Raw genomic sequence first — 14,801 nt, forward strand, 5'->3', positions numbered from 1 at the left:
CGTCTCCTTCGGTCTGACCGTCGTCATCGCCCATGCGTCGAACGGCCCGGCCCAGGATCGACACGCTCCGCGAACTATGTCGCGCCGAGCCTGGCTGCGATGCCGTCCAGAACGTAGTCGAGACCGGTCTCGAACTGCCACTGCGGATCGTTCTTGCACCTGCCCTCGTGGATGTAGCGCTTGAACGCCGGGTAACGGCCGGTGTCGAGCAGGTAGGTGAGCTGCGGCGCCAGGCTGGTGTACACCTCCCGCTCGTCGGACCACCCCTGCCCGGCCATGAGCTGCCGCATCGCGATCTCCTGGCCGGTCATGCCGAGCGTGTAGGAGCTGATGCTGGCGGCCACGGCCATCGCGGTGTCGGGGTCCACACCCAGCTCGGCCACGGCGCTCAGCATGCGTTCCGAGACCGCTGTGCGGTTCGGGGTGAGCGAGAGCACGGCGCTCGGCGGGAGCTGGCCGAGCCACAAATGGGCGAGCGTCAGCTCGCGCGTCCGCACGGCGACGAGTCGCAGCGTCTCGCGCCAGCCGGTCGTGGCGGGCGGCAGCTCCAGCTCGGCGTAGACGTGGTCGACCATCAGCTCGACCAGGTCGTCCTTGCCCGACACGTATCGGTAGGCGGCCATCGGCGCCACGCCCAGCTCGGTGGCCAGGCGGCGCATGGTGACGGCGTCGAGCCCCTCCGCGTCGGCGACGGCGACGGCCGCGGTGGCGATCCGCTGCGGTGACAGGGTCTGGCGGGGCGCCGGCTCGGGACGTTCGAGGCGGGCCCACAACGGGACCTTCTCCATGGATCACCCTCCTTCGAGGTGTACAACGTATCAGCAGTGGACAGCGTACACAGCGATGTGTACGTTGTATTTCGGTAAATACGTCGTACACATCTGAAGGAAGGTCCCCATGGACACCCCTTTGCGCGTCGCCGTGATCGTCGGCAGCACCAGGGACGGCCGCTTCGGCCCCACCGTCGCGAGCTGGATCCGCGGCCACCTCGACCGGCGCGCCGACATGACGGCCGACGTGATCGACCTGGTCGAGACACCCCTGCCCACCGTGTTCCCCGTCCTCGGGGACCCGCCGCAGTCGCAGGAGGCCGTGGAGCAGCTGTCGGCCGTGTCGCCCAGGCTGGCGGCGGCGGACGCGTTCGTGATCGTCACGCCCGAGTACAACCGCAGCTTCCCCGCCTCGCTGAAGAACGCCATCGACTGGCACAACCGCGAGTGGAACGCCAAGCCGGTCGGGTTCGTGGCCTACGGCGGCTTCTCGGCCGGGCTGCGGGCGGTCGAGCAGCTCCGGCTCGTGATGGCCGAACTGCACGCCGTGACGATGCGGGACGCCGTCGGGCTGCAGGCGCCGTGGGCCCAGATCGGCTCCGACGGCACGAGCCCCGGTGGCGACGCGGTGGCCAAGGCGATGCTCGACCAGCTCGCCTGGTGGGGTCAGGCCCTGCGCGAGGCCAGGACCGCCCGCCCGTACGGGGCCTGAGAGCATGAGCAGGTCTCTCTACGTGGGCATGTCCGGGCTCCTGCTCGGCATGTTCCTGGCCATGCTGGACGGCCTGATCGTGGGCACCGCGCTGCCCACGATCACCGGCGAGCTGGGCGGGCTGAACCAGTTGTCCTGGGTCGTGACCGCGTACATGCTCGCCGCGGCCGCCACCACTCCGATCTGGGGCAAGCTCGGCGACCTCTACGGCCGCAAGGGCACGTTCATGACCTCGATCGTGATCTTCCTGGCCGGATCCATGCTGGCCGGCCTGTCACAGGACATGGGCCAGCTCATCGCCTTCCGCGCCGTACAGGGGCTCGGCGCGGGCGGCCTGATGGTCGGCGCGCTGTCGATCATCGGCGTGCTGGTGCCGCCCCGCGACAGCGGCAGGGTGCAGTCGATGATCGGGGCCATGATGCCGGTCGCCTTCATCGGCGGCCCGCTGCTCGGCGGCCTGCTCACCGAGGAGCTGAGCTGGCGGTGGACGTTCTACGTCAACGTGCCGGTCGGGGCCGTCGCCCTGCTCATCGTGGGGTTCGGCATCCGGGTGCCGGGGGAGCGGGTCAGAGCCAGGATCGACTACCTCGGCGCCGCGCTGCTGACCGCCGGCATCGTGGCGCTGACCCTCCTGGCGAGCTGGGGCGGCATCGCGTACGCGTGGGCGTCGCCCCAGATCCTGGCCCTGGGCGCGGTGGCGGTCGTGTGCCTGGTCGCGTTCGTCCGGGTCGAGCGGCGGGCCGAGGAGCCGATCATCCCGCCCCGGCTCTTCGCCGACCGCAACTTCACCCTCGCCCAGGTGCTCAGCTTCCTGGTCGGGGCCGTCATGATGGGCGTGACCGCGTACCTGCCGCAGTACATGCAGTTCGTCCTGGGCGCCACCCCGACCGGCAGCGGGATGTTGCTGCTGCCGCTGATGTTCGGCATGCTCGCGGCGCAGCTCGTCGCCGGTCGCCTCATCAGCCGCGACGGCCGCTACCGGAGGTATCCGATCCTCGGCGGCGGCGTGCTCGTGGCGGGGGTGCTCGCGCTGACCGTGCTCGACGTGGGCACCGGCATGGTCCTGGCCTCCGGGCTCTCGGCGGTCGCGGGGGTCGGGATCGGGCTGGTCATGCAGAGCAGCCTCCTGCTCACGCTGGCCAGCGCCGAGCACCGCGACATGGGCGCGGCCAGCGGGACCGTCACGCTCCTGCGGACGATCGGCGGCTCGGTGGGCATCTCCCTCCTGGGCGCCGTCTACGGGAGCCGGGTGGAGGCCGGCCTCGGCTCCGGGGCGGGCGACGGGCTGACGCCGGAATCGATGACCACGCTGAGCGGCCCTGCCCGCGAAGCCGTGCGGGAGGCGGTCAGCGGGGGGCTGCAGGGCGTGCTGGCAGGGGCGGCGCTGCTGGGGGTGCTCGCCTTCGCCGCGGCCTGGTTCGTACGTGAGCAGGCGCGGGAACCCGCCGTCACGGGGAGAACCTGACAGTCGTCCGGCGCGTTGACCGGTCCGGTTCCGCCGGTAATCATGGCCGGATGGACATCGGCATCGCTGTTTATTCCAATTGCAACGGTCTGACCCCGCAAGAGCTCGGCCGGGCCGTTGAGGAACGTGGATTCGAGTCGCTGTTCTGGACGGAGCACACGCATATCCCGGTGCACAGCAGGCGCCCGTCCGGCGCCTCGACCCGGGGTTATGCCGAGACCGTCGATCCGTTCGTCGCGCTGGCCGCGGTCGCCGCGGTGACCACCACCCTGACCCTGGGCACCGCGGTCTGCCTCGTCGCCCAGCGGGATCCGATCACCACGGCGAAGGAGGTGGCCAGCCTCGACCAACTGAGCGGCGGGCGCTTCCAGTTCGGCGTCGGCGGCGGGTGGAACCGCATGGAGATGGCCAACCATGGCACCGATCCGCGTACCCGGATGGCCCTGCTCGCCGACCGGGTCCGCGCCATGCGCGAGATCTGGACCGCCGACGAGGCCGAGTACCACGGCGAGTTCGTGGACTTCGACCCGATCTGGTCCTGGCCGAAGCCCGCGCAGAAGCCGCACCCACCCGTGCTCGTGGGCGGGAACGGGCCGGGCACGGAGGACCGGGTGCTGGACTTCGGCGATGCGTGGCTGCCCCAGGTGGACATGATGGACGTCGAGGAGCTCACCCGGCGAGCCGCCACGCTGCGCGCCAGGGCCGCCGACGCCGGACGGGGACGGGTGCCGATCACGCTGTTCGGCGTGATCCCGGAGGGTGGCCCGATGCCCGAGCCCGGCCGGCTCGACGCCTACGCCAAGGCGGGCGCCGACCGCGGCCTGTTCACCCTGCAGTACCGCTCCGCCGACGAGGCGCTGTCCACCTTGGACCGATGGGCCACGCTCATCTCCCGCTGACACGCGTATGAATCTACAACGTAAAGGCGGCCAGCTCGTCCAGGAACGCCCGCGCCGTGGGCGCGCACCCGTCCAGCGACGGGACGGCCAGGGCCAGTGAGCGGCTCATGGCAGGCTCCAGCGGCCGGGTGACCACCGCGCCGAGGTCGGCGGGCAGGCCGAGCGTGGGCACGATGCTGACGCCCAGGCCGGCGCTGACCATCTCCAGGATGGCGGCGGGCCCGCCGGCCTCGAACGCGATGTCCAGCCCCACCCCCGCGGCCAGCGCCGCGCCCATGATCAGCGGCCGGCAGCCGGCGGTGGTCAGGATGAACGGCCGCCCGGCCAGGTCGGACAGGTGCACGACGGGCTGGGCGGCGAGGGGGTGTGCGGCCGGCATGACGGCGACCATGTCATGGGTGCTGAGGTGGGCGGTGTGCAGGCCGGGGGCGGGGAGGGTGACCACGCCGACCTCGGCGGCGCCGCGGTGCAGCCAGGCGCGGATGTCGTCGTCGACGCCTTCGAACAGGCGCACCCGGACCTGGGGGTAGTGGTCAGTGAAGGCGCGCAGCAGTCTGGCGACGAGCGTGCCGGTGGCGCTGGGCAGGCTGGCCAGGCGCAGTTCGCCGGTGATCTGGCCGTTGGCGGCGGCCACGTCGGCGCGGATGAGGTCGAAGTGGCGCAGCGTCTCGCGGGCCCGGGCGAGGGCTCGGTCGCCGGCCTCGGTGAGGGCGATGCCGTCGCGGTGGCGTACGAACAGGGCCGCTCCCAGTTCGCGTTCCAGGGTGGCGATGGCGCGGCTGACGGCGGGCTGGGACATGCCGACGTGGTCGGCGGCGGTGGTGAAGCCGCCGTGATCGGCGACCGCGACGAGCACTCTGAGCTGCGCCAATGTCATAGCGACATACCTTAGTTGGTATTTGACCTCCCCCTGGCCAGAACCCGATGGTTATGCCATGACGACGCGAAAGACGATCGAGGTCGACGGTCTGCGGGCCAGTTATCTGGCGGCGGGGGAGCGCGGGCCGGTGGTGTTGCTGCTGCACGGCACGTACTGGAGCCGGGTGTGGGCGCCGGTGATGGATCTGCTGGCCGCGGCCGGGCTGCGGCCGGTCGCGGTCGATCTGCCCGGCCTGGGGCGCTCGGAGGGGGAGCTGACGCCGGAGACGGCGGCCGTCCCGGCGCTGGCGGGGTGGGTGGCGCGGTTCGCGGCGGCGCTGAGGGTGGCGGAGCCGGTGGCCGTGGCCGGGCACGACATCGGCGGTGCGATCGCCCAGCACCTGCTGGCCGGGGGTGTGGCGAAGGTGGGCCGGCTGGCGCTGGTCAACTCGGTCACCTACGACTCCTGGCCGGTGCCGGGGGTGGCCCGCTACCGGGACCCCGCCGTAGTCGCCGCGACGACGGTGGAGGACGTGCTGGCCGCCCGCCGTACGGCCGTCACCACGGCGCTGGCCCGCCCGGCTTCGGAGGAGGAGCTGGCCGACTACCTGGGCCCCTGGAACGACCCGCGTGTCTGCCGGTCCTGGATGGCACTCGCGGGCGCCGCCGACAGCCGTTACACGCTGGATCTGGTGCCCGCGCTCAGGGCCGGCGCGACGCCCAAGCTGCTGGTCTGGGGCGAGGAGGACACCTTCCAGGAGGTGCGGCACGCCGAGCGGTTCGCCGCCGAGATGCCGGACACCCGGCTCGTCCGCGTCGCGGGGGCGGGTCACATTCCCATGGAGAACGATCCGGTACGGGTCGCGGGCGCGCTGGCGGAGTTCTTCCTGGGGTGAATCGGCGTATATGCCTTGACAGGAATATGCCCTTCTAGGAATATAAAGGCATGTCCGTCGATACGTTCTCCGTGCTCTCCGAACCGACCCGGCGCCGGATTCTCGACCGGCTCCTGACGGCCGAGAGCAGCGTGAACGAGCTGGTGGAGGCGCTCGACGTCAGCCAGCCCACGGTTTCCAAGCAGCTGAAGGTGCTCAGGGAAGCCGGTTTCGTCACCTGCCGCACGGAGGCTCAGCGGCGGATCTACCGCATTCACGCGGGTCCCTTCCGGGCGCTCGACGACTGGCTTCAGCCGTACCGCGCCCTCTGGGACCGGCATCTCGACGCTCTCGAGCGTCATCTCGACAACCTGGAGTAGTCATGACCGACGACGCATACCGCCCGAGCCCGCTCGGCCAGGTCGGCTGCGAGGCGACGGAGGATCGCTGGACCCTGGTCTTCACCCGCGACCTGCGCCACCCGCCCGAGAAGGTGTGGGCCGCGCTGACCGAGCCGGAACAACTCGCCGCGTGGGCGCCGTACACGGCCGACCGCGATCTCTCCAAGGCGGGCGGCGTCACGATCACGATGATCGACGACGACAAGCCCGTGGACATGGAGGCCGAGGTCGTCCGCGCAGAACCGCCGACGCTGCTGGAGTACACCCTCGGCACCGACCTGCTGCGCTGGGAGCTGGCGGCCACCGACGCCGGCGCCCGGCTGACGTTGCGGCACACCGTCAACGACCGCGAGTGGATCCCGAAGGTCGCGGCGGGTTGGCACCTGTGCCTCGACGTGGCCGAGAAGCTGCTCGAAGGTCATCCGATCCCGCCGATCCGCGGCGCCGCGGCGACCGCCTTCGGCTGGGCGGAACTCAACGATCAGTACGCGCGCAGGTTCGGCATCCCCAACACCGGGCTGCCGGAGCAGGTGAAGGGTCAGAGCGAGGGGTCTTGATCGGGCGGGGAAACGCGCGAGCGCGCGCCCCCCGTGCGGGGGACGCGCGCTCGATCGTGCCGGTGAAGAGTCCGTCAGGCGGCGTACTGCGGGTAGCCGTAGCCGACGACCTGCGACGTCGGACGGACGCGCTCCGCGACCGTGCCGTCGCCCGTGTTGCCCTCGACCGTGGAGATGGTGCCGTTGTGGTTGTCCTTGACGACGAACCCGACGTGGTTGATGTCGTTGAGGGACTTGCTGCCGCTCCAGGAGAAGAAGACCACGGCGCCGGGCTTGGCCTCGTTGCCGAAGCGGTGGTTGGCGGCGAACCACTTGGCGTGGGCGACGGTGTAGGCGTCCCAGCCGACCTGCGGGCGGGCGCCGGTCTGCTCGCCGACCCAGGAGACGAACATCGAGCACCAGGCGGCGTTCAGGTAGTCGGCGCGGCTGCCGCCGTCGCGGGCGACGGTCTCTGCGGCGCGCCGTGAGTCGGCGTACCACTGCTGGTACTTGGTGCCGCCGCCGCTGGAGTTCTCCGAGGTGCCCACCTGGGACTTGGCCAGGGAGAGGACCTGGTCGGCGGTGACGTTGACCTTGGTCTCGTTGGTCTTGGCGCCGTCCTGGTGGGCGGCGATAGCGGCGGCCGGGTGCCTGGCGGCGGTGGCCGCGGCGACTCCGGTGGCGGTGTCCGCGCTGGCCGTCACGGCGTTGGCGCCGAGGGCCGAGGCGAGGACGCTCGCGCCGAGGAGGGCGCGGGCGATACCGGTCTTCGTGGCAGCGGTGATTCGGTGCTTGGCCATCGAGGGGGTACTCCTTGCTTCCATGCCGCTTACCGGGTTAGCTGACGGGTTCGGGCGTGGAAGCTGCCCTACGGCACCGGAGTGCCGATTCACCCCAAAGGACATGGGTCCCCGGTTCCGCCCGAAGGCGGATTCAGCGGTCGCAATCCTGCGATCTTTCGTGCGATGGTCAGACATAGCCGGACAAACCGGACGTATGCCTCAAGATGCCTCATAAGGTAATACATGAGGCAAGAGGATTACAAATCCATAAAGTGCGGCTAGGCGAGTTGCCTCCGCGCGTCGGCCAGAAGCCCCATCATGGCAAGGGATTCGTCAAGAGGCATGATCGAGGATTCGGTCCTGCCTTCGGCCGTGGCGGCGCGGACTTCGCGGAGCTCTCCGGCGTATCCGTTGTCCGCCGGATCGAGTACGTGCTCTTCCGGGTCCATCGAGGGTCCCGTGAGGACGATCCGCTGGGGCGCCCAGAAAGGCGCCGGGATGTCCGCCCGCATCTGAGTACCTACAACACTGGCCAGGTTGGGGTAATTCCCCAGCAACGAGGTCGCCACGAGAGCGTGCCTTCCGCCGGGATAGAGCAATACGCCGGCCGCCTCCGCGTCCACCCCGTTGGGGGCCAGGGACCCGGTCATCCGCAGGTCGGAGGGCATGCCCAGGAGCATCTGGGCCAGCCCGAACGGGTAGATCCCCAGGTCCAGCAAAGCGCCCCCGCCCAGCTCCGGCGCCCACAGCCGATGGGCGGGGTCATAGGGGGAGGCGAAGCCGAAACTCGCCTGCACGGAGCGGATCTCGCCGAAGCGCGGGTCGCCCGCGATCCGCCGGACGAGGGGGTTGAACCTCATCCACATGGCCTCCATCAGGAACACCCGTGCCTCGCGCGCCAGGCGTACCATCTTCTCCGCGTCGTCCACGGTCGCGGCCAGCGGTTTCTCGCAGAGCACGGCTTTACCCGCGGCGATGGCCGCCTCGGCCACGGCCAGGTGCTGCGCGTGCGGCGTGGCCACGTAGACGGCGTCCACGGCCGGGTCGGCGCACAACCGCTCGTAGGAGCCGTACGCCGACTCCGCGCCCAACGTCGAGGCCAGGGCCTGAGCCCTGGCCAGATCCCGCGAACCGACGGCGGCCACCCGCATCCCGGGCTCCGCCACGATGGCCGCGCCCACGGTCCGCGCGATGCCACCGGTCGCCGCGATTCCCCACGTAAAATCTCGCACGCCCGAGATCGTATAGGGCGGGTAAATGAATGGGGTTATTCACCCCATTCACCTCCGTCACTCAGGTCACATTGAACGTCTCCGGGTCCGCCCCCAGACGCCGCCCCTTGTTCATCGCCCCGATGGCCGCCATGTCCTCGGAGTCGAGGATGAAGTGGAAGACGTCGACGTTCTCGGCGATCCGCGCGGGCGTGACGGACTTCGGGATGACCACGTTGCCGAGCTGCAGGTGCCAGCGCAGCACGATCTGCGCCGGAGTCTTGCCGTACTTCTCCGACAGCACCGTCAGCGCCGGGTCCTCAAGCAGCCCCTTGCCCTGCCCGAGCGGGCCCCACGCCTCGGTGAGGATGCCGTTGGCCTCGTGGAAGGCCCGCAGCTCCCGCTGCTGCAGGTACGGGTGCAACTCGATCTGGTTGATGGCCGGGGTGATGTCGGTCTCCTCCATGAGCCGGGTGAGGTTGGCGACCGTGAAGTTGGACGTGCCGATGGCCCTGGCCCGCCCGTCACGGTAGATCTTCTCCATCGCCTTCCACGCCTGCACGTACCTGTCCTGCCGCGGCACCGGCCAGTGGATGAGGAAAAGATCTACGTGGTCGAGCCCCAGGCGCGCCAGGCACTCGTCGAAGGCCGCCTCGGCGCGGGAGTGGTCGGCGTTCCACAACTTCGTGGTCACGAACACCTTCTCGCGCGGCAGCCCGCTCGCGCGCACGGCCCGCCCCACGCCCTCCTCGTTGCCGTAGGCGGCGGCGGTGTCGACGTGCCGGTAGCCCGTCTTGAAAGCGGTCGCGACCGCCTGCTCGGCCTCGTCGGCCGGGATCTGCCAGACGCCGTATCCGAGCTGCGGGATCTGCACACCGTCGGTGTTGAGCATGAGCGAGTTCATACCCTCCATTGTTCACGCCGCGTTTCTGAGCGCTTAAGCCGGTGGGGCTAGCTTGAAGCGGTCGTGAACGGGCCATCACTTCGCTGGGAGGGCAAGGAGTGGTCGAACAGGCGTCGGCCTGGGTGGAGTCCCCGCTCCAGATGCTGTGCGCCGTCGAGGCCCACCACGCCGGGCTCCTCGGCCCGAAGACGGCCGTCGTGCCCCGCGCGGGCCTGCGGCCCCTGAAGGCCACACGGCGCGAGCTGCGCTCGCTGGACCTCCCGGAGGGCCTGGAGCTGGCCGAACCGCGCGAGCGCATGCCCAGGCGCCTGCAGGCCGTCGGGGACGCCTTCTCCGGCAAGGTGCAGCTGCGCTGGCTCGTGTCCCGCCCCGGCCGCATCGTCATCGTGGACGACGGGCTGGCCACGCTGCGGCTGCTGGAGCTGATCGCGGCGGGCCCGTTCCGGCCGCTGCTGCGGGCCCGCGTCCGCTCCACCCGGCTGCGCGCCACGCTCGGCCTGGCGGCCGCGCTGCGGTTGCGCCTGAGCAACGTCTGCATCTTCACCGCGCTGGCCGTGGACGACAAGCTCGAAGAGGCCGTACGCGAGGCCGGCGTGAATCTCGTACGCCATGACTTCGCCTGGCTGCGCTCCCAGCCGCCCAGCGCCGAGGGCCCGGCCGAGCGCACGGTCGTGCTCGGCACCTCGCTCGTCCGCAACGGCCTGGTCCACCGCGACCACTACCTGCGCTGGCTGACGGACCTGGCCGCGAGCGAGCCGCTGGCCTACTACCCGCACCGCCGCGAGGACCCCGTGGACGTCGCGCTGATCCGGGAGCGCCCCGGCATCACCGTCCACGACGGCGGCGTGCCCGCCGAGCTGACGCTGCGTGGCCTGGACGCCGGCCAGCGCGTGCTCAGCCTCCCTTCGACCGCGATCACCTCGCTGCGGGTGCTGCTCGGCCCGCGCGGAGTCGCCGTCGAGCCCGTGGATGTTCCAGAGGACTGGTGGACGAGCAGGGCGGCCCCCGCCCTGCGCTCGCATTTGACAGGAGTGTCCGGTTGAGAGTGCTGGCGGTCGCCGACTCCGATTCGTATCTGAAATGGGCGGCCTGCCTGCTCGGTGACCTGGATGGTCCGGCGGAGCTGGTCGTGGTGCGCACGCCGATCGCCCCTTCGCCGGAGCAGATGGCCGCGGCTGTGGGCGACGGGGAGCCGCCGCCCGTGTTGTCCGCGCGGTCGGTGCGGCGGCTGGCCGAGCGGACGCGGCCCGACGTGATCCTCGTGGCCTGCACGGGCCCGGTGGTGGACGTGCTGGTGGCCGAGGTGCTGGACGGGCTGCGGCCCCGCCCGGTTTTCGTCAGCGGGCTGCCGGGCATCTCGGTGCCGGCGACGGAGAAGGCGTGGTTGTTCCGCAGCGGTTGCGACCTGTTCGTGGTGCACAGCGAGCGGGAGGTGGCCGAGTTCTCCGAGATCGCCGCCCGGCTCGGCGGGGGAGGGGCGGTGGGCCTGGCCAGGCTGCCGTTCCTGCGCCAGGAAAGAGTGGCAGGGGGCGGTAACCGGGTGGTCTTCGCCACGCAGGCCAAGGTGCCGCGGGAGCGGGAGCAGCGCGAGCGGATCCTGCTGTCGCTGGCCGGGCTGGCCGAGGGCCGGCCCGACCTGGACGTGGTGGTCAAGCTGCGAGCCCTGGAGGACGAGCGGCAGACGCACAACGAGCGCTTCCACTACCGGCGGCTGTGGCGGGAGATGGGGGAGCCGGGGCGGCTGGCGTTCGAGGCGGGGTCGATGCGGGAGCAGCTGGAGCGGGCGACCGGGTTCGTCACGGTGAGCTCGACGGCGGCGCTGGAGGCCATCGCGATGGACGTGCCGTCGCTGGTGCTGAGCGACTTCGGCGTGAGCGCCGAGATGATCAACGTGGTGTTCGAGGGCAGCCGGCTGCTGGGCACGCTGGAGGAGCTGGCGGAGGGCGGCTTCCGGATGGCCTCGGCCGCATGGTGCGCGGCCAACTACTTCCAGCCGGCCGAGCGCAACGACTGGGCGGGGCTGCTGGCCGGGCTGGTGACCGCCCGGCCGGGAACGCCCGCCAGATCGTTGCTCGACGGGCCCGAGCACGCGGCGGCGCGACGCAGGGCCCGGCTCCGGGTGGAGGTGCCGCCGAAGATGTTGCGGGTGGGCTACCGGGCCAAGCGCCGCATGCGCCGCTACCTCAGATCGCTGACCTGATCTTCCTGCGGATCCTGGTGAGCGCGCTGGGCTTGCCGGAGCCGGCGAAGCCCAGCGTCTCCAGGCGCTTGCGCTTGAAGTAGCGCGGGTCGAACTCGATGTGCTCGGGCCGCAGCTCCGGGTAGGCGTCGGCCTGCATGCAGTAGCCGACCGCGCGCACCAGGCCCGGCAGGTCGGCGGCGGGCGGCCGCTCGATGTGGCCCTCGGGCGACAGGCGCGGCAGCAGGGCGTCGACGATGGTGACCGGGATCCGGTTGCTGTTCTCGTACGGGGCCAGCCGCTCCAGCACCGTCCCCGTCCCGTACGAGGCCACCTGCAGCCCGAAGTAGCGCTGCGCGGTCACCAGTCCCGTGGAGAAACACCCCACGACCAGCTCGGGCCGCAGCGCCGCGAAGCACACCTCGGCCGGCACGCTCTCCCCCGCCACCGACAGCCGCACTCCCAACGGCCCGGCCGCGGCCCGCAGGAGCTGGGCGTGGCGGCGCCCGGCGGCCGGGTGCGGCTTGAAGACGATGTCGGTGAGGCCGCGGGCGGCCAGCGCCTTGAGCATGCTCTCGTGCAGCTCGGCCTCCTCCTCCGCGGTGAGGATGTCCAGCGCCGACAGGTACTGGCCGAGGACGATCGCCTGCCCGGCGAGCATGTCGGGGGCGGTGGCGGTGACCTCGTCCACGATGGCCAGGAAGCGCTCCTGGGGCAGGATCTCGGGGGTGACGCCGTACTCGCTGAGCAGCAGCGGCGTCAGGCCCGGCACCAGGTCGAGGTGGATCAGCCGGGCGATGCGGCGGAAGATCTCGGCGGGCAGCGGGTCACGGGTCGGGCCGTAGCTCATCAGCCCGTCGGAGTAGACCGAGATCGGGCAGTCGCGCACCAGCCCCGCGATCGTCCGCGCCGGCGGCACCGCGATCGACTCCAGCACCAGCTCCTCGACGTCGTCGAGCCCCCAGTGGGAGCGGATGAGGCGCTCGGTCATCGGCACCTCGATGACGCGCGCCCGCCAGTCCGACGGGTGCAGCGGCGCGATCAGCTCGTTCCACGAGTGCACCTCGTCGAAGCGCGAGCGCAGCACGGCGAAGCCGGGCGTCTTGTCCAGCGGCGTCGCCACCTCGGGGATGGCCGCGTTGTTCGAGACGATGAGCACGCGGCGGCCGTCGCCGAAGCGGCCGTCGTCGATGGCCGCGGCCAGCGACATCGCCCCGAACAACGTCGAGGCGTAGAAGACCTTCACCTTCTGGGGCACCTTCAGGACTCCTCCCGGTCACGGCGGACGCGGACGTGCGGGCTGGGGGGCAGTTCGGGCACCAGGGCGCGGATCGCGGCCTCGCGTTCGACGGACATCCGCGCCACCGACTCGGCGACCAGCTCCGCCGGCAGCGCTCGCACCATCTGCGCGCCGCGCTCCTCGAAGCGGGCGCGCAGCGCGGGCGTGAACCGCTCGCCGATCTCCAGGTGGTGGGCGAGCAGCGCGCAGAAGTTACGCGCCGCCTTGGGCAGGAACTCCGGCTCCAGGTCCTTGAAGACCAGCTCGAAGGCGTCGAAGAAGTGCAGCTGACGCTCGTCGCCCACCTGCGTCAGCGACCCGGACACCATGCGCCGGTAGAACACCCCGGCCAGCGACACCACCGCGAACGTGGCGGCCTCGCGGTGCAGCCGCCAGATCCACGGCCGGTCCTCGGCGGTGTGCAGGGAGCCGGGGAAGTGCAGCAGGTCGCGCAGGGAGCGCCGGTAGATCCCCGCCCACGCGTACGGGTAGTCGACCATGGTCCGCACGCTCGCGGGCAGGATCGCGTCGCGAGGATCGAGCACCACGCCCCGTCGCGCCAGCGGGGCGCGGTGCACGACCCGCTTGCGGCCCTCGACCTGCACGTGGTCGGCGCGGACGAAGTCGCAGCCGAGCCCGTCGATGGCCTCGACGAGCCGCGCCAGGTAGCCGGGGGCGAGCCAGTCGTCGCCGTCCATGAACGTGACGTACCGGCCGGTCGCGGCCGACAGGCCCGTGTTGCGCGCGTCCGCCAGCCCCACCGGGGCGGGGTTGCGCAACACGCTCAGCCCGGGGAGATCACCGGCGAAGTCGTCGATGATGTCACCCGTGGCGTCCACGGACCCGTCGTTCACGACGATGAACTCGAAGTCGGGCCGCGCGTTGCGGGACAACGAGGTGAGCGCGTCGGCGATGAAGCGCTCGCCGTCCCGCACGGGCACGACGACCGAGAGCGTGATCAATGTGCTGTTTCTTCCTTGCTGGGAACGGTCAGACGGTCACCCGGCGGAGGCGCGCCTTGGGCGCCTCCTCGCCGGGGAAGACACGCTTGACGCCGTCGCCCAGCGCCTGCTCGATGATGCGGATGTCGCGGACCAGGTGCTCCAGCCCGGACGGCTCCAGCGAGGCGGCGTGGTCGGAGCCCCACATGGTGCGGTCGAGCGTGATGTGCCGCTCCACGCAGACCGCGCCGAGCGTGACCGCGGCCAGCGAGATCTGCAGGCCGCGCTCGTGGCCGGAGTAGCCGACGGGGACGCCGTACCGCTCCTTGAGCGTGGTGATGGTGCGCAGGTTCGCCTCGTCCGGCGGCAGCGGGTAGGTGGACGTCGCGTGCATCATGATCAGCCTGTCGGTGCCGAGGATCTCGACGGCCGCGTCGATCTCCGACAGCGTGGACATGCCGGTCGACAGGATGATCGGCTTGCCGGTGGCGGCCAGGGTGCGCAGCAGCTCGTGGTCGGCCACGCTGGCCGAGGCCACCTTGTGCACCAGGACGTCCATCTCCTCCAGGAACTCCACCGACGGCACGTCCCACGGCGAGGCGAACCAGTGCAGCCCGCGTTCATCGCAATATTTCGCGATCTGCCGGTACTCGTCCCGCCCGAACTCGGTGCGCTCCTTGTACTCCAGGTAGGTCATCTCGCCCCACGGCGTCTGCCTGATCTGGCCCTTCTGCTCCTCGGGCACGCAGATCGCGGGGGTGCGCTTCTGGAACTTGACCGCCTGGCAGCCGGCGTCGGCCGCCACGTCGATGAGCCGCCTGGCCAGGTCGAGGTCGCCGTTGTGGTTGATGCCGATCTCGCCGATGACGTACACGGGCTCGCCGTCGCCGACGGGCACGTCGCCGATCGCCACGGGCGCGAACTGGGGCCGGGTGCGCACCGCGGCGGGAGCGGCGGGCGGCTCGGGCCGGGCGGCGGCCACGCGGTCG

Annotated in this window: 16 protein-coding genes and 1 riboswitch; of the genes, 8 read left to right on the forward strand and 8 right to left on the reverse strand. The window is 71.2% G+C overall.

Features of this window, described 5'->3' with window-relative positions; genetic code table 11:
- Positions 1–74 precede the first annotated feature (74 nt).
- Entirely contained in the window at positions 75–788 is a 714-nt protein-coding gene (locus tag ACFPZ3_RS51150) for a TetR/AcrR family transcriptional regulator (RefSeq protein ID WP_379521712.1), read from the reverse strand.
- A gap of 109 nt (positions 789–897) precedes the next feature.
- On the opposite strand from ACFPZ3_RS51150, the gene ACFPZ3_RS51155 reads away from it, so the two are divergent.
- The 3 genes from ACFPZ3_RS51155 to ACFPZ3_RS51165 are packed head-to-tail and all read left to right on the forward strand — an operon-like array spanning position 898 to position 3,846.
- Complete coding sequence (locus tag ACFPZ3_RS51155) at positions 898–1,482, forward strand: NADPH-dependent FMN reductase (protein ID WP_379521713.1); 585 nt, start codon at positions 898–900, stop codon at positions 1,480–1,482.
- A gap of 4 nt (positions 1,483–1,486) precedes the next feature.
- Positions 1,487–2,947 (forward strand): MDR family MFS transporter, encoded by a 1,461-nt coding sequence (locus ACFPZ3_RS51160; protein WP_379521714.1) that lies wholly within the window; start codon positions 1,487–1,489, stop codon positions 2,945–2,947.
- A gap of 50 nt (positions 2,948–2,997) precedes the next feature.
- Positions 2,998–3,846: an LLM class F420-dependent oxidoreductase gene (locus tag ACFPZ3_RS51165; protein ID WP_379521715.1), complete on the forward strand. Its 849-nt coding sequence runs from the start codon at positions 2,998–3,000 to the stop codon at positions 3,844–3,846.
- Between the two features lie 13 nt (positions 3,847–3,859).
- On the opposite strand, the gene ACFPZ3_RS51170 is transcribed toward ACFPZ3_RS51165, so the two are convergent.
- On the reverse strand, positions 3,860–4,723 hold the full coding sequence (locus tag ACFPZ3_RS51170) for a LysR family transcriptional regulator (protein ID WP_379521716.1): 864 nt from the start codon (positions 4,721–4,723) through the stop codon (positions 3,860–3,862).
- Between the two features lie 58 nt (positions 4,724–4,781).
- Between ACFPZ3_RS51170 and ACFPZ3_RS51175 the strand changes: the two genes are divergently transcribed.
- From ACFPZ3_RS51175 to ACFPZ3_RS51185, 3 genes are read left to right on the forward strand one after another with little or no spacing between them, the layout of a single operon-like run.
- A complete protein-coding gene (locus ACFPZ3_RS51175) occupies positions 4,782–5,600 on the forward strand; it encodes an alpha/beta fold hydrolase (RefSeq protein ID WP_379521717.1) in 819 nt (272 codons plus the stop codon).
- A 50-nt stretch (positions 5,601–5,650) separates the two neighbouring features.
- On the forward strand, positions 5,651–5,959 hold the full coding sequence (locus ACFPZ3_RS51180) for an ArsR/SmtB family transcription factor (protein ID WP_379521718.1): 309 nt from the start codon (positions 5,651–5,653) through the stop codon (positions 5,957–5,959).
- A 2-nt stretch (positions 5,960–5,961) separates the two neighbouring features.
- Complete coding sequence (locus tag ACFPZ3_RS51185; RefSeq protein ID WP_379521719.1) at positions 5,962–6,537, forward strand: SRPBCC family protein; 576 nt, start codon at positions 5,962–5,964, stop codon at positions 6,535–6,537.
- Positions 6,538–6,611: 74 nt separating this feature from the next.
- Here ACFPZ3_RS51185 and ACFPZ3_RS51190 read toward each other — a convergent pair whose 3' ends face one another.
- The 3 genes from ACFPZ3_RS51190 to ACFPZ3_RS51200 form a co-directional block, all read right to left on the reverse strand.
- On the reverse strand, positions 6,612–7,316 hold the full coding sequence (locus ACFPZ3_RS51190) for a CHAP domain-containing protein (RefSeq protein WP_379521720.1): 705 nt from the start codon (positions 7,314–7,316) through the stop codon (positions 6,612–6,614).
- Between the two features lie 11 nt (positions 7,317–7,327).
- Positions 7,328–7,465, reverse strand: a riboswitch (cyclic di-AMP (ydaO/yuaA leader).
- 111 nt (positions 7,466–7,576) lie between these two features.
- On the reverse strand, positions 7,577–8,530 hold the full coding sequence (locus ACFPZ3_RS51195) for a Gfo/Idh/MocA family protein (RefSeq protein ID WP_379521721.1): 954 nt from the start codon (positions 8,528–8,530) through the stop codon (positions 7,577–7,579).
- A 61-nt stretch (positions 8,531–8,591) separates the two neighbouring features.
- Positions 8,592–9,413: an aldo/keto reductase gene (locus tag ACFPZ3_RS51200; protein WP_379521722.1), complete on the reverse strand. Its 822-nt coding sequence runs from the start codon at positions 9,411–9,413 to the stop codon at positions 8,592–8,594.
- Positions 9,414–9,511: 98 nt separating this feature from the next.
- Between ACFPZ3_RS51200 and ACFPZ3_RS51205 the strand changes: the two genes are divergently transcribed.
- Positions 9,512–10,456, forward strand: coding sequence for a hypothetical protein (locus ACFPZ3_RS51205; RefSeq protein WP_379521723.1), 945 nt, complete (start codon positions 9,512–9,514; stop codon positions 10,454–10,456).
- Between the two features lie 2 nt (positions 10,457–10,458).
- A complete protein-coding gene (locus tag ACFPZ3_RS51210) occupies positions 10,459–11,613 on the forward strand; it encodes a DUF6716 putative glycosyltransferase (protein ID WP_379521735.1) in 1,155 nt (384 codons plus the stop codon).
- Here ACFPZ3_RS51210 and ACFPZ3_RS51215 read toward each other — a convergent pair.
- The 3 genes from ACFPZ3_RS51215 to ACFPZ3_RS51225 all read right to left on the reverse strand — a co-directional run.
- Positions 11,597–12,850 (reverse strand): polysialyltransferase family glycosyltransferase, encoded by a 1,254-nt coding sequence (locus ACFPZ3_RS51215; RefSeq protein WP_379521724.1) that lies wholly within the window; start codon positions 12,848–12,850, stop codon positions 11,597–11,599. The two genes, ACFPZ3_RS51210 and ACFPZ3_RS51215, sit on opposite strands and share 17 nt — an antisense overlap.
- Positions 12,851–12,852: 2 nt before the next feature.
- On the reverse strand, positions 12,853–13,833 hold the full coding sequence (locus ACFPZ3_RS51220; RefSeq protein ID WP_379521725.1) for a glycosyltransferase family 2 protein: 981 nt from the start codon (positions 13,831–13,833) through the stop codon (positions 12,853–12,855).
- 28 nt (positions 13,834–13,861) lie between these two features.
- A partial coding sequence (locus ACFPZ3_RS51225; protein ID WP_379521726.1) for an N-acetylneuraminate synthase family protein occupies positions 13,862–14,801 on the reverse strand: 940 nt, incomplete at its 5' end.

Source organism: Nonomuraea insulae (genome assembly GCF_042656245.1).

What these genes read in the sequence shown, in the direction of transcription:
- ACFPZ3_RS51150 (WP_379521712.1), bottom strand. Translation starts at nt 788, where the DNA reads ATGGAGAAGGTCCCGTTGTGGGCCCGCCTCGAACGTCCCGAGCCGGCG.
- ACFPZ3_RS51155 (WP_379521713.1), top strand. Translation starts at nt 898, where the DNA reads ATGGACACCCCTTTGCGCGTCGCCGTGATCGTCGGCAGCACCAGGGAC.
- ACFPZ3_RS51160 (WP_379521714.1), top strand. Translation starts at nt 1,487, where the DNA reads ATGAGCAGGTCTCTCTACGTGGGCATGTCCGGGCTCCTGCTCGGCATG.
- ACFPZ3_RS51165 (WP_379521715.1), top strand. Translation starts at nt 2,998, where the DNA reads ATGGACATCGGCATCGCTGTTTATTCCAATTGCAACGGTCTGACCCCG.
- ACFPZ3_RS51170 (WP_379521716.1), bottom strand. Translation starts at nt 4,723, where the DNA reads ATGACATTGGCGCAGCTCAGAGTGCTCGTCGCGGTCGCCGATCACGGC.
- ACFPZ3_RS51175 (WP_379521717.1), top strand. Translation starts at nt 4,782, where the DNA reads ATGACGACGCGAAAGACGATCGAGGTCGACGGTCTGCGGGCCAGTTAT.
- ACFPZ3_RS51180 (WP_379521718.1), top strand. Translation starts at nt 5,651, where the DNA reads ATGTCCGTCGATACGTTCTCCGTGCTCTCCGAACCGACCCGGCGCCGG.
- ACFPZ3_RS51185 (WP_379521719.1), top strand. Translation starts at nt 5,962, where the DNA reads ATGACCGACGACGCATACCGCCCGAGCCCGCTCGGCCAGGTCGGCTGC.
- ACFPZ3_RS51190 (WP_379521720.1), bottom strand. Translation starts at nt 7,316, where the DNA reads ATGGCCAAGCACCGAATCACCGCTGCCACGAAGACCGGTATCGCCCGC.
- ACFPZ3_RS51200 (WP_379521722.1), bottom strand. Translation starts at nt 9,413, where the DNA reads ATGAACTCGCTCATGCTCAACACCGACGGTGTGCAGATCCCGCAGCTC.